This window comes from Brevibacillus choshinensis (assembly GCF_001420695.1).
Taxonomy (GTDB): Bacteria; Bacillota; Bacilli; order Brevibacillales; family Brevibacillaceae; genus Brevibacillus; species Brevibacillus choshinensis.
Map to the genome: position 1 here is coordinate 1,336,248 of NZ_LJJB01000007.1, position 13,779 is coordinate 1,350,026.

The following is a 13,779-nucleotide window of genomic DNA, read 5'->3' on the forward strand; positions in this document are numbered from 1 at the left end:
TTACGGAAATGTAAGGTTGCTGTAAGTGGATTCGATGGGAGCATGCCTGTATTTCCCCTACAATGAGTGTCAGAAGTAAGGTAGGGGGAATGCAGCATGAATCACTTTTCAGCGTCGGCTGTTCGGAAAGCCGAACCTCTCATTGAAATCAAATCTACTGATATAGCTAAAAAAGCAAAGCGAACGTGGAAAAGACAGTTCCTGTCCTTCGTCATCCTCATGCTCGTCGCAGCTCTCTCGATACCGGTCCTGGTAGGGTGGGCGGGGAACTTGTGGATCGACCAAAAGAAGCTGGACCATGTCGAACAATTGGCATCTGGCGCTTATGTAAAGCTCGATGAGATGCCGGACTACGTGTGGCAATCCTTTGTTTCGATTGAGGATCACAGGTTCTGGAAGCATCATGGAGTCGACTTCGTGGCATTCGCTCGCGCTATTTGGACAGATGTTCAGGCAGGCTCCTACGTGCAAGGGGGCAGCACCATTACCATGCAGCTCGCGCGTAACCTTTTTTTGACGCAGGATAAGACGGTCATGCGAAAAGCAAAAGAAATCGCGATCGCTTATCAGCTAGAACAGCGTTATAGCAAAAAAGAACTGCTGGAGATTTACCTGAATGTTATTTACTTTGGTCATGGGCGCAATGGGATCGGATCTGCCTCTCAGCTGTATTTTGGGAAAGAAATGAACGGGACCGCCTCTACAGCCATCACGTTGGGAGAAGCCGCAATCCTAGCCTCCCTCCCGAAGGCACCGGAAACCTACTCACCATTGAATAATTGGCAAAAAGCAAAGCAGCGTCAAGCTGTTGTACTTGGGCGCATGGTTGAACTGGGAGTGATTACGCAAGCGCAAAAGCAGCAAGCACAGACGGACACGGTGGCAACGGAACGAACTCTGACACCCGCATCGTAATTCACGAAAACTTCTCTGACAGCAGGCAGGGAAGTTTTCTTTGTTTAGCGAAAAAGGAAGAAAGAATGAAGGAGGTTGTCTCATAGAAGAAATACGTGCAGATAGAATGCAGCGGATTGTGATCCCAACAAAAGATAAGCCAATCTGCTCAAAAAGATGCACGAATACAAAAACTACCCCACTGTTAGGGTAGTCGCATGGTTCGGGATTAAGTAGTCCGATTGACGGCCTTACTCAAAGCATCTTCCAAGACGTGTGCATACTGCATCGTCGTCTCGATTTTTGAGTGCCCAAGCTGTGCTTGCAATTGATGCGGGTCGGGATTCATGCGCAAAAATTGGGTGGCAAAGCTGTGTCGTAGCTTATGCACGGACAGGTCAGGTATCCCAAAGGCTTTGGCGTATTTTTTGACCAGCTTCTGTACGGAGCGGACCTCGATTCTGTGTCCGTTGGGATTGGCAGGAGAAATCGCGAGAAAGACGGCATCCTCCTGCGAGGCGGGGTGGTACTTGTCACGCAGCTGCAAATAGCGTCCGAGGTACTCTTTTCCCCAGTCACTGAAAAAAGGGGCATCTTCTTTTTTGCCTTTCCGGATCATTTTCAACTGGTTCTTTTCCAGTACGATGTCGGATAAATTGAGACTGACGATCTCGGATACACGAAAGCCTCCAGATAAAATCATGGCGACGATAGCAGTATCTCGATCCCGGTTTTGCATATGGTATTGTTGCTTTTTGGTCGTGTGACAGTGGGAGAGGTACCCGTTGTAAACGAAATCGACAAACTGGTAAATCTCATCATCGATCAAAATTTTTGCACGTATCGCATGAGCGCGGGCAAGTGGCGTCATCTCTGTCGTTTCTACTTCGATTTTGGCGAGTACATTGCGTGTCAGATACGATTCGCCATGTTCGTCTTCTGCAAGGGCAGCCAAATAATGAAACAACGACTTCAGACTGGATATTTTGCGGCTGATTGTCCGGTCGCTGTATTCTTTTCGAGAGCTTTTGGTTGGATTGGTCAATAAGGCTGCACGCTCGTAGAGATGCGACTCTTGTAGGTATAGGATGTAACTTTCTACGGTTTCCTTCTTGAGCTCGTTCAGATCTGACAAAGGGATATCTCGCATATCGGTTGTGGCTGTCAATCCCTCGGTCATCATCCAGCGAAAGAAAAAGGAGAAATCACGCAAGTAGCCGAGCAGCGTGGACGGCGAATTTTTTTTCGTCTTTTTATGATCGATGAATTTTTCTACGTACCATGGATAGGCACCGATGGATTGCAAAAGCTGCAGAGCGTCGCGCTGCTTGGTCACGGACATGCTAGCACCACCAATCAAGTGAAGTGTATACGAACATATATTCTAGCAGAAACAAAAGAGTCTGGGAATTGTTAATTGCTCTATGGACAACGCTTTCCTGGCAAGATATAGTAAGCATGTACATAAATCGTAATTATTACGTTTTAATAGTTTAAAGGAGGAAAGAACAAATGGCAACTTGGGATTTGACTCAAACCAAGCACCATGTCCTGCTATGTAACGGTGGGAGTTGCAATCGGAATGGTGGGGAAGAAGTGACGGTAGCGATTCGAAATGCCATCGCTGAGGCTGGATTGGATGATCGAGTTCACACTACGAGAACACGGTGTAATGGTCGGTGTGAAGATGCATGTGTCATGATCGTTTATCCAGAGGGAATCTGGTACCAGAATGTGACACCTGAAGATGCATCGAGATTGGTTGAGGAACATTTTCTAAAAGGAGAACCAGTGGCATCCATGATATCCCATCGGTTCGATCAGCAAAGCTTTGTCCGTGAAGAAAACACGATTCCAGGCATTTTAAAATCAGAAAAAATCAAGAAGTGATCATAAACCGCGCTTTAGCTGAACAGCTGGAGGGTGGTTTTTTTACGTTCTTCAGGTATTGCCCTCGTCAAGCTATTGAATGGCTAAGATGATGAGTTAAGGAGAAATTATGAGGAAAGATCACTGAAAAAGTGTTGAAAGCGCTATCTTTTGTGTCTTTGTGATATGGACAGATAGAGAATAAAGTGGTAATCTAGATGTAAATAAGGTTGATATCAAGCGATTTCATAAATTTTTATATGTCCGTATGGAGTGCACACTTGTTTTTGTGGAAATTACTTCCGAAGCGTACAGGTGTTCAGAGCCACGGCTGAATGATGGAGGGATTTGACTTGGCGAGCAAAACATTGGCAGCATTTTTACACGACAACCTGGAAGATCTGAAAAACAAGGGACTCTACAATGTGATCGATCCCTTGCAAAGTGCGAACGGACCCGTGATCACCATTTCCGGAAAAGAACTGATCAACCTTTCCTCGAATAACTACTTGGGTCTTGCTACTGACCAGCGTCTGATCGATGCAGCGGTAGCTGCTGCCCAGAAGTACGGAGTAGGGGCAGGTGCGGTTCGCACGATCAACGGAACGCTGGAGCTTCACGTGCAGCTAGAAGAGAAGCTAGCAGCCTTCAAGCACACAGAAGCAGCGATTGCCTACCAGTCCGGTTTTAATTGCAATATGGCCGCGATCTCTGCTGTGATGGACAAAGACGATGCAATCTTGTCCGACGAGCTGAATCATGCCTCCATCATTGACGGCTGCCGCCTGTCGCGCGCCCAGATCATTCGCGTGAATCATTCGGACATCGATGACCTTCGCGCCAAGGCCAAGGAAGCAAAAGAGTCTGGCAAGTACAAGAAGCTGATGGTAATTACAGATGGCGTATTCTCGATGGATGGCGATATTGCCAAACTGCCGGAGATTGTCGAGGTAGCTGAAGAATTTGACATCATGACGTACGTCGACGATGCACACGGTTCTGGGGTACTGGGTAAAGGTGCGGGTACTGTCAAGCACTTTGGCTTGTCCGACAAAATCGACTTCCAGATCGGAACGTTGTCCAAGGCGATCGGGGTAGTAGGTGGTTATGTGGCAGGACGTCAAGAGCTGATTGACTGGCTAAAAGTCCGCAGCCGTCCGTTCCTCTTCTCGACTGCATTGACCCCAGCGGATGTAGCTGCATCGATTACTGCTATCGACATCCTGCAAAGCAGCACGGAGCTCCACGATAAGCTGTGGGATAACGGGCATTATTTGAAAAAAGGGTTAAAAGAGCTCGGATTTAACATCGGAGCAAGTGAAACCCCGATCACGCCTTGCATCATCGGGGACGAGCAACAGACACAGGAATTCAGTAAACGACTCTACCAAGAAGGCGTCTACGCCAAAGCGATCGTGTTCCCTACTGTAGCAAAAGGAACAGGCCGCGTGCGGAATATGCCGACTGCTGCACATACAAAAGAAATGCTGGATCGTGCCCTTGGCATCTACGAAAAAGTTGGGAAGGAAATGGGGATCCTGAAATGAAGAAAATATTAGTCACAGGAGCTTTAGGCCAAATTGGGTCAGAGCTCGTTACCAAGCTGCGTGAAGTGTATGGGGGAGACCAGGTTATCGCCACAGATATTCGCAAAAGAGAAGATGATCTTGTGGTGAAATCAGGTCCATTTGAGATTCTCGATGTAACGGATGCCAATCGGATGTTCGAGATTGCAAAAACGTATGAGGTTGACACCATCATGCATTTGGCCGCTTTGTTGTCTGCGACAGCAGAAGCAAAACCATTGCTGGCCTGGAACCTGAACATGGGCGGACTGGTCAATGCTCTCGAAACAGCACGCGAACTGAACTGTCAGTTTTTCACGCCGAGCTCGATTGGTGCATTTGGCCCATCGACACCTAAAAACGGCACACCGCAAGACACGATTCAGCGTCCAACGACCATGTATGGTGTTAACAAAGTGTCAGGCGAATTATTGTGCGATTACTACCACCAAAAATTTGGAGTAGATACACGGGGAGTGAGATTCCCGGGCCTGATTTCGTACGTAGCACCTCCTGGTGGAGGAACGACGGATTACGCCGTTGAAATTTACTACAAAGCGATTCAAGAGGGGGCTTACACCTCCTACATCGCCAAAGACACATACATGGACATGATGTACATGCCAGATGCGCTGAATGCGATCATCACGCTCATGGAAGCGGATGGGTCTAAACTGAAACACCGCAATGCCTTCAACGTGACGGCCATGAGCATCGAGCCAGAGCAAGTAGCGGCTGCGATTCGCAAGCACATCCCTGAATTCAAGCTCTCCTATCAGGTAGATCCGGTACGTCAGGCGATTGCCGACAGCTGGCCAAACTCCATCGACGCTACGGCTGCCATAGAAGAGTGGGGCTTCACCTTCGAGTATGATTTGGAAAAAATGACCGAAGATATGCTCACCAAACTGCGGGGAAAGCTTCTCCAAATGGTTGGATGAAACAATAGTAATGGTAAGACTGTCATCGCTGGCTTGAATCAGCAATGGCAGTCTTATTTTTTTCCAAACTTTGGGTACTTTGGATATTCCGTAGAGAAGAAATATATGGTAGAATGATATGCGAACGATTGTTCTGGGTAGGGATTACATCTATTTACCGTGGACATACCAACTGCCCAAAATCGTATGCAGAGTGCGTAAAGGAAGGTGTCGGAATGGAGAATGACCGGTATGCTGAAATCGACGCGGTGATTGAATATATACACCGCTATATAGATGAACCACTTCCACTTTCCCGTTTGGCTTCGTATGTCGCTTATAGCCCTTATCATTTTACTCGTATTTTCAAAGAAAGAATGGGTCTTTCCCCTCTGTACTACGTTTCTTCTTTGCGATTGCAAAAAGCAAAAGACTTGCTGCTGCAGACCAACATGAGTGTTCGTGATATCGGGCTGGAGATCGGTCAGCAGAGCCTCGGCACCTTTTCTACTCGATTTACGGAGAGGGTAGGTGTTACCCCAAGCGTTTTTCGCAATTCGGTTCATGGCACCGATGCAGCCTTCCATTCCTTGCGCAAGATCCGAGATTGGCAGATGGAGCACCCGCCTTCTCCTGGGAGGGCGCGTGTAGTAGGAACCATACATGCAGATCTTCCTTTTGAAGGTGTTATTCTTATCGGCCTTTTTGCCAAACCTATTCCAGAGGGACTCCCACTCTATGGAACAGTTCTTTCCTCATTAGGACATTTCAGTTTTAGGGGTGTCAAGCCTGGTACATATTACATCATGGCAACCTCGATCCACTGGGAGATGCAGGCAAAGGAAATCTTGCTCCCTCACTCGACCTTACGCACTCGATCCAAGGAGCCGATCGTGGTCACTACCGAAACGATTGTTCCTCATCAAGATGTGTGGCTCTTCCCGCCACGTCCAGACGATCCTCCTATCTTGATTTCTCTTCCCTTGTTGATGAACCAATTCTTAACGAGGTACGCAAATCAAACCCTAATTAATGAAAAATAAATCCAAGTAAGAATGACTATGTATCTTCCCGTCACTCCATCACGTAATCCATTAAAATATCCGCCTACAGAATGTCAAGATAACCATAAAATCCAATTATTAATATTAACCAGCAAAAACAATGTAGGGTAGCTCGGTTCATGTTGGTTCTCAGCCTAGAAGATTTACCTAATTTACTCCATAATCTATTAATTATGTATGCAACGAAAACTGTTGAGAATCCAGTCCAGTAATAGATACTGGCCGTGTCTATTACTTTATTAAAGGTTACCTCAATAAATTCCCGTGGAATATTAAAATGTAATGGCGAGTATGTTGGCGGGAGCCATGAAACTTGGAAAGATGCCGAACAAAAATGAATTGTTTAGCTTGAATGGCTATAAGGATATGGGGGGAACCCGGCATACCTGGATGACAATCGGCTGATGGTCACCCTTCGAATCATGACAGGCATAAGCGCAGATACGTTCAATCCGAAGAGCGAAACGACGCGTGCACAATCGGCGGTCGTATTCATAAGGATGCTATAAGCGCTTGAAATGATGGGCTGATGCAAAATCGCAAGGCATAAACAAAGTCCCCGCCTGAGTGGAAATAAATCCACTCGGGCGGTTTTGTATTTTTCGTCGTTACCAGATCGTTGTCGACGCCGTTTCCCTCGAACAACTTGAAGAAGCGCGCTCACTCTGATTCTTGATGCTCGCGAGTTCCTCCCCAGAGAAAAATTTAATTCTGCTTTGAAATTTATTATTGGACGTATTTACTTATATAACGAAATTGATATACGTTCATCTATGGATGATGTATTCAATTTCCAAATCATCAGCATGTGACAAGATGACTCTGATGAGTAGATACGCAGGGCGGAGGCAACGGAGGCCGGAAAGTGGTTCATCTGGGGACCTGTCCCGCTCGTTGCTGCGGGTAGCTCCGTTCATTTTGTGTCACGTGACATTATGACACTTGCGGATTTGACATCAAGATCCGTAGAATTCATCTACTACTTGGAAAGGATGTGGTCTCTTTGATGGCCAGAACCGTCGTCAGCTTTGTTCAAAACGGATATTTCCTGCTGCTTACTTTCGTCACCGGATTGTTTTACTTCAGCTTTTATCTGGTCGCTCTTACATTGGGCTTCAGCCTTTCGTTTACCGTCGCGGGCGTTCCTCTCCTGACTCACGTTTTGCGGACGACGACCGCCTTCCTGCAATTTGAACGAGTACAGACCAAGATCTATACGGACATTACCACCGAGCCTTGCGTTAAATCCGTCACCCCCGATGTGTCCAACTGGCTTCAAGCGAAAAAGGAGCTGCTGAACCTACGCAACTGGATCGCAATTGGCTGGCTGCTGTTGAAATTTCCGATAGGGATTTTAAGTCTGATCAGTGCGACCTTGCTCTATGCGGCGCCGCTTGTATTGATTGCGGTCCCGTTCCTCTATCGGTTTATCAACCTTTCCTTTATGGGTGCGGCGGTAGATACGGTTGCCAAAGCCGTGATGGTATCGGCCACAGGGGTCGTATTGATGATGGTGAGCTACAGGCTTGCGGGCAGCTTGGCGCGCTTGATAGGTGGCTACACGCGTCTGATGATCAAGCATGTGAACCAGTAGACGCCATGCCCGTAGGTCGTCGGATGGTAGTTTACTCAATAGCAGTTTACTCAATACTATTTACATAATGTCATACTGAAGGTCTTTAGGGGTTGATGGTTTTGTTCGATATGGTCAAGCAATGGTACTGGTACAACTGGCTCATGTTCATAATCCGCCTGATATGCAGCATTTCTCTCGTGTTTACGACTATAGAGCTGCAAGATTATTTCACGTTGCCGATTGTGGTCCTTGTGCTGTGGCAGCTGATTGCATTTTCCGTTCCATGGCTTTGCTTGCAGCTCGATTATAAATACTACCTGTATACCGAAATCGTGATCTCGGGCGGGTTGTGCTTGTATCTGGCTTCATTTTTTCCGCAAGCCTACTTATCATTCCTGCTGTATGCCTTTTTAATTGCTGCCCACAGCGCGCAAAGGGCCTATCTCTGGTCAGGGCCTTTATCCATATTGATCCTGCCCGCTATAATCAAGCTGCTTGCAGAGCAGAGTGAATACTGGGTCATGGCCGTTCACATCGGGATGGCGTATGTCTTCGGATTCTCCTTCCATTTACTCGTGCTCAATCATCGTCAAGGCGAAATTATCCGCGAGCAAAATGCGGTGCTGGAGCAGTACCTGTCCCAAATCGAACGCATCACTCTTGCCGAAGAGCGGAACCGGTTGTCCAAAGAACTTCATGATACCGTCGGTCATGCCTACACTTCGCTCATTATGGGATTGGAAACGTTGCGTCCTGAGCTGGCAACGGATACAGGAACGGAAAGGCTCGACTCCCTATTGAACCTGGCCCGCCAAAATATGGAGGAGGTCAGAAGCTACGTGCATCAAATCGAATCGCCGCATGAGGAGCTCCCGCTGCTTCAGTCTTTGAGGAAGCTGGCGGAGGAGTTTCAGGAGCATGCCAAGGTGACGGTTCGTTTCCATGCCTACGGGGAGGAATACCCTGTAATGAAGCAAGCGAAGATAGCACTCTATCGCTGCCTGCAAGAGTCATTGACGAATGCCGTGCGTCATGGACACTCGACAGAGATTAAGGTTTCCGTGCAATTCGAGCCCCAGCAGACGAGACTGGAAATTCAAGATAACGGCCGCGGGATGGAGCATGGGAGGGAGGGCTTCGGCTTGAGTGCCATGAAGGAGCGGGCGATTAATTTGCAAGGCCATGTGGCCGTCTATTCGGAGCTGGGAGAAGGCACTCTGGTTACCTGTACGCTGCCCAGACAAACGGAGCTTAAGGATGAAGTCATCCGCCTGTTGGTCGTTGATGACCAGCCCTTTATCCGTGAAAGCCTGCGCGCTCTGCTGGAGGAGCAGCAGGATTTGCAGGTTGTCGGGACGGCAGAGGATGGCGAGCAAGCGATCGAACTGTGCAGGCAGGTTCAGCCGCAGCTGGTGCTTATGGATTTGGAAATGCCGAATGTGGATGGAATCTCCGCATCCCGTACGATAAAAGAAACGTGGCCCCACATCCGCATTCTGATTCTCACCACGTTCGAGGATACCAGACAGGCTCTTGAGGCGATGCGAAGCGGGGCGGACGGATACTTGCTGAAGTCCATGCAGCCGTTAGAGCTGGCCGAAACGATACGCACCGTCTACCGCGGGGGCACGCTGATCGATCAGAGCATGTCGCACAAATTGTTTGCCCAACTGGAAGCGGACAATAGCGGGGATGATCCTTCGTCAATCAAAGCGTCATCGGCCTATGACTTAACGCCGCGGGAGCTTGAAATTTTACAGTTCGTATCCAAAGGGCTGCGATATAAAAGCATTGCTAACAAATTGTATTTATCTGATGGTACGGTTCGAAACTATGCGTCATCGGCTTATATGAAGCTGGGGGTCCGCAACCGGGAGGAAGCGGTGCAAAAAGCCAGGGAGGCTGGGCTTCTGGAATAACCTCCAAGTTATATATCATGGTGGCGGATGCCGACTTACGGAGTGATTCTACTTCGTATGATCGAACATCCGCCATTTAGATTTTTAAAGGCCTTTTTTTACTTTTTCAGAATTATGGTTTCCGTTCATTACGGATTGGCAATGTGTAGTAATCAAATGCCAGATCCAATAAGGCACTCGCTTCCTGCCGCTTCAGTAGCTGCTTGGAACGGAAGTCGATGGAGCCGTCCGAATTGATCTTGGTATCCGGGTCCATGATGCCTTGGGATACAAGGGTTGAGATGGCTTCAACTGCCCAGGCATCCGTTTCGCCACGCAATGTAACCTTGGCTCCAGGCTCAGCTTGTCTCAGGTTTTGGATCATAACTGCTGCCATCTGTCTGGTGACAGGAGAATCAGGCTTATAATTAGGTAATCCGGACAACATCTGCTTCTTGTTTGGTTCAATCGTATAAGGCATGGCTTCCCAGCCATGGGCGCGCAGTAGCAACTCCGAGAACTCACCCTGAGTTAACGTTCCATTCGGATCGAAGCGGGTAGCTGTCTTGCCGTCCATGATCTTTAAAGCATGGAGATTTTGAATATAAGACGTATACTTGCTGTCTGCCGGTACATCAGTGAATGGCGCATCCGTATCTACTTTTTGTGCATAACCCACGTAGTGCGGAAGCGTCATGTAATAGAAATAGGTGATTTGGCCTGCCCCATTTTTTTGAAAGGCTACTTTATTGCCGGCTTCATCCTCAAAGAGTAACGGGTGGATCATTTTCAGCGTACTCTTGCCCAGATCTCCTGTCTCCATAACCAATTTTCCGTCTGAATAGGAAACGTGGGTTCTCATGGATCCAAGACGCGTGTTTTGGTACAAGCCCGTGTAGTCCTTGGCCTGCTGCTCACTGATTGCCGAATAGGATGGCTGTGGAGCCGCTTCTTTTCTCGGATAATAATGATTCATAAATGCCTCATACACGTCGAGACTCATCAGAGAGTCGTTATTGTAGGACATGCAGAACCCTGTATTTTTCTCCGGCAGAAGAACAATCAAGGAAGAATGCCCGGTCACATTTCCCCCTTTGAGAACCACATGTTGACCATTCATATTCTCTTTGAAGTAGCCTTCGAATCCGATGGTTGTGACAGGGTACTCTTTGTCAGGGAATACCTGGTAGGTGTGCATTTGCTCGATGCTCTTGGAACTTAAGATTTCTTTGCCTTCATACGTTCCTTTGTTCAGATGCATCATGAGGTACTTCACCATGTCATCTGCGGTTGATACCATGCCGCCGCTAGGCCGATCAGTTGGTTTGAATCCCTCCAGGGGGATCAGCTCGCCTTTTGGCCCATAATGGGCAGCCATTCTGCCCAACAGTTCGGGGGTAAACCGCACATTCGTCGAGTTCATGCCTAACGGCTTGAAAATATTATCCTCCATATACTGGGCGAATGACATGCCCGCTACTTCCCCTACCGCATACCCCGCCAGTGTGAACCCAAAATTATCGTAGGTGTACGCTTCCCCCGGAGGCCTGACAACAGTCGGCATATTCGCTTCGAGAGACTCCTTCATTGGGAAGAATTGATTCACATATTCCGGCTTCGATCCCGAGAGAATATCCGGTTTGTCAAAGCCGCTGGTATACGTAAGCAGGTCGTACATCGTCAGTTTTTTCCCTGTTGTATTCGGTACCTTCATCCCTCCCAGGTATTCCTGGATATCGTGATGCAAATCAATCTTTCCCTTATCGACCAGCTGCATAGCTGCCAATGCCGTGAACTGCTTCGTCACAGAACCAATTTGGAATACGGTGCTGCTGTCTACCGGAATTTTATTTTCCCTGTCGGCATAACCGTAACCCTTGCTTAGCAGCACTTTCCCATTCGATACGACCGCAAAATTAGAACCAACCGTATTATACTTCTTCATCGCGTCCGCAAAGATGCCATCTGCAAAGGCCTCCAGTTCCTTGGCATCCCGCGGCCCCTCCTGGCTGGCCTCCTCAGATGCAACTGGCGGGGTATTGGGTGCGTTCCCTGACCCCATGCAAGCGGTAATGACCGTAGCAGTTAATACCAGAAGAGTTAATAGCAGAACTGCGAGTTTCGTGCGAGTCCATTTCTTCATAAATGATGTCTCCTTGACCATTAGATTTGCCTCTTAACAATCGGCTGAGCCCAGAATGGCAAAGAAGTTGTCACACCAACAAGTTGCATTTCGTCATCCATGACATCCAGCCACTTTGAAAGCGTCATGTGACAATTCGGCACTAGGTTTATTGACAAGGCAGGCATTAAGGATACCCGAAAGGGCGATGAATCAATCAGGAGACGAGATGCAGCGTACAAGGACAAACCCGACTCATTAACCTTTATGGAAAACGGGTTGACTTGGGGTGTGGATTTTCGGGTGGAGCACATGACAGTCTTCCTTGCCCAAAGCCATTAGAACTGGAGTGTGAACATCATCGCTTTCTTACAAGATATCGTTATCCAGTACGGTTATATTGCCATCTTCATTTCCGCTCCTTTTACCGTTTGTATTTTCATGAAATCGTTCAGCGACAAAGTCTACGGCAATCGGGATCTCGTCGGGCCCGTCCGCCATCTGCTGATTTGCTAGCAAATGTTAGTATGCCTCGACAGCACTAATTAAAGCGTCTTCGCTAGATAAACGTGAGGGGTTCTCCGTTTTTCCGTCTTCGCCAGTGGGCACGAACAGTTCGCCAAACTCCCGAATTTGCGTCTCCTTCGAAATTTCTTCCATCTCCTTCTGTGCTTTGAAGAAGGCGTAGCGTTTCTTCTTCGAGAACATGAACTCATCCGCGAGTTGAACGGATTCTTCCCTGAGTTCTACGTACTTTTCGTTGTTCAGCAGCGCTTAATTCAACTGAACCAATTTTCGGGTTCTTTCCTCCGCATGGGGATCTCGCCTGAGTGATGCCACTTCAGCGAAGCCCCCTCATGGACGATGAGACGTTGATGATTCGGTGTGTGAGCAGAGATTCAAGGAGGGACTTTTTTTGAACAATTGGTGAGGGATCCATATAACTAATTATTCATCATCTGTTCTGAGTGAATGTTGGGTTGATCATTGTTTGTTTGGGGATTTGACCCCGTATCAATTGCCTAGATTGGAACACAACTTTACACAAAACATACACGAGATACACAAGTATGTCCGTGTTTGATTTTAAACTAATTTATAAGTGATTAATTATCTGAAATAACAGAAAACAAATTTTAATGACTGTCATATTCACATTAATACTTAGCCCATGTTTCAAAAGCTTATGTTTGTAACATCAAAACTGGTTAAACGCCGCAGTCAATTGATTCCCCACTCAAGACTGGTAAAAATCGCTTAATATTCCAAGTCTGTTTCTAGAGAAATCGGCCATTACTCTCCATCAAAGAACACTGCTTTGCGGATGAAAATGACACGAAAGCACTAACACCTAGGAGGTGGCTTTATAAATCAGGCGTACTTCACTGGTTCAGTCACTAAGCAGTCCCAAGGTTCAGCGGAGGAAGTCTGTGTCGTCGGTAGGGGAATGCGTATTTCCAGGTAGTTTGCTGCTAACGATGCTTGTGTAAGCAAGTAGATCAAAGTGAACCAGGAGGGGTTATAAAATGGATAAAATAACCTATTATGAATTGCTTGAAAATAAACTTCCTACTTATAAAGACATAATGATCTCAAGCGATTTCTGATTGCTCCAGAGCCACAACTGGAGGGAGGTGATTTAACAGAAGATGCGCATCGTTTCAGTGCAGCTCCAGACGTTGCAGGACATCCGACAGGCGGTGCGGTTGACGTTCGAATCATCGGATTTGATGGTGCACCAATTGACATAGTTCCAGCTTTTGAGTCGGATAAAGACGTTTGTGTATTTTCTTCGTTTGTCGAGAGAGTAGTGTGGAACAACCGGCAAGTATTGCGGAATTGCATGGTAAAGGCCGGGTTTGCTCCATTTA

At 47.4% G+C, this 13,779-nt stretch carries 10 protein-coding genes; 7 read left to right on the forward strand and 3 right to left on the reverse strand.

Annotation, left to right across the window (positions count from 1 at the left end; translation table 11 throughout):
• Window positions 1–96: 96 nt before the first annotated feature.
• Window positions 97–915: a transglycosylase domain-containing protein gene (locus AN963_RS06520; protein WP_055743703.1), complete on the forward strand. Its 819-nt coding sequence runs from the start codon at window positions 97–99 to the stop codon at window positions 913–915.
• 208 nt (window positions 916–1,123) lie between these two features.
• Here the strand turns inward: AN963_RS06520 and xerS are convergent, their stop codons facing one another.
• On the reverse strand, window positions 1,124–2,236 hold the full coding sequence (gene xerS / locus AN963_RS06525) for a tyrosine recombinase XerS (RefSeq protein ID WP_055743704.1): 1,113 nt from the start codon (window positions 2,234–2,236) through the stop codon (window positions 1,124–1,126).
• A 170-nt stretch (window positions 2,237–2,406) separates the two neighbouring features.
• Here xerS and AN963_RS06530 point away from each other — a divergent pair, with 170 nt between their 5' ends.
• The 6 genes from AN963_RS06530 (at window position 2,407) to AN963_RS06555 (ending at window position 9,807) form a co-directional block, all read left to right on the forward strand.
• Window positions 2,407–2,784 (forward strand): (2Fe-2S) ferredoxin domain-containing protein, encoded by a 378-nt coding sequence (locus AN963_RS06530; RefSeq protein WP_055743705.1) that lies wholly within the window; start codon window positions 2,407–2,409, stop codon window positions 2,782–2,784.
• A gap of 317 nt (window positions 2,785–3,101) precedes the next feature.
• Window positions 3,102–4,310, forward strand: coding sequence for a glycine C-acetyltransferase (locus AN963_RS06535; RefSeq protein WP_201783741.1), 1,209 nt, complete (start codon window positions 3,102–3,104; stop codon window positions 4,308–4,310).
• The gene (locus AN963_RS06540) at window positions 4,307–5,269 is read left to right on the forward strand and encodes an L-threonine 3-dehydrogenase (protein WP_055743707.1); all 963 of its coding nucleotides are present in this window, start codon (window positions 4,307–4,309) and stop codon (window positions 5,267–5,269) included. The genes AN963_RS06535 and AN963_RS06540 overlap by 4 nt, the downstream gene beginning before the upstream one ends.
• A gap of 215 nt (window positions 5,270–5,484) precedes the next feature.
• A complete protein-coding gene (locus AN963_RS06545; RefSeq protein WP_055743708.1) occupies window positions 5,485–6,291 on the forward strand; it encodes a helix-turn-helix domain-containing protein in 807 nt (268 codons plus the stop codon).
• A gap of 1,027 nt (window positions 6,292–7,318) precedes the next feature.
• Window positions 7,319–7,906, forward strand: a complete 588-nt coding sequence (locus AN963_RS06550) for a sensor domain-containing protein (protein ID WP_055743709.1) — start codon at window positions 7,319–7,321, stop codon at window positions 7,904–7,906.
• A 110-nt stretch (window positions 7,907–8,016) separates the two neighbouring features.
• Window positions 8,017–9,807, forward strand: coding sequence for a helix-turn-helix transcriptional regulator (locus tag AN963_RS06555; RefSeq protein ID WP_055744474.1), 1,791 nt, complete (start codon window positions 8,017–8,019; stop codon window positions 9,805–9,807).
• A gap of 112 nt (window positions 9,808–9,919) precedes the next feature.
• Here AN963_RS06555 and AN963_RS06560 read toward each other — a convergent pair whose 3' ends face one another.
• Both AN963_RS06560 and AN963_RS31100 read right to left on the reverse strand, forming a co-directional pair.
• Window positions 9,920–11,929: a serine hydrolase gene (locus AN963_RS06560; protein WP_055744475.1), complete on the reverse strand. Its 2,010-nt coding sequence runs from the start codon at window positions 11,927–11,929 to the stop codon at window positions 9,920–9,922.
• Between the two features lie 348 nt (window positions 11,930–12,277).
• Complete coding sequence (locus AN963_RS31100) at window positions 12,278–12,427, reverse strand: hypothetical protein (protein ID WP_161827252.1); 150 nt, start codon at window positions 12,425–12,427, stop codon at window positions 12,278–12,280.
• Window positions 12,428–13,779: the final 1,352 nt, after the last annotated feature.

Coding starts and splice junctions, on each gene's coding strand:
- AN963_RS06520 (WP_055743703.1), top strand. CDS start 97: ATGAATCACTTTTCAGCGTCGGCTGTTCGGAAAGCCGAACCTCTCATT.
- xerS (WP_055743704.1), bottom strand. CDS start 2,236: ATGTCCGTGACCAAGCAGCGCGACGCTCTGCAGCTTTTGCAATCCATC.
- AN963_RS06530 (WP_055743705.1), top strand. CDS start 2,407: ATGGCAACTTGGGATTTGACTCAAACCAAGCACCATGTCCTGCTATGT.
- AN963_RS06535 (WP_201783741.1), top strand. CDS start 3,102: ATGGAGGGATTTGACTTGGCGAGCAAAACATTGGCAGCATTTTTACAC.
- AN963_RS06540 (WP_055743707.1), top strand. CDS start 4,307: ATGAAGAAAATATTAGTCACAGGAGCTTTAGGCCAAATTGGGTCAGAG.
- AN963_RS06545 (WP_055743708.1), top strand. CDS start 5,485: ATGGAGAATGACCGGTATGCTGAAATCGACGCGGTGATTGAATATATA.
- AN963_RS06550 (WP_055743709.1), top strand. CDS start 7,319: ATGGCCAGAACCGTCGTCAGCTTTGTTCAAAACGGATATTTCCTGCTG.
- AN963_RS06555 (WP_055744474.1), top strand. CDS start 8,017: ATGGTCAAGCAATGGTACTGGTACAACTGGCTCATGTTCATAATCCGC.
- AN963_RS06560 (WP_055744475.1), bottom strand. CDS start 11,929: ATGAAGAAATGGACTCGCACGAAACTCGCAGTTCTGCTATTAACTCTT.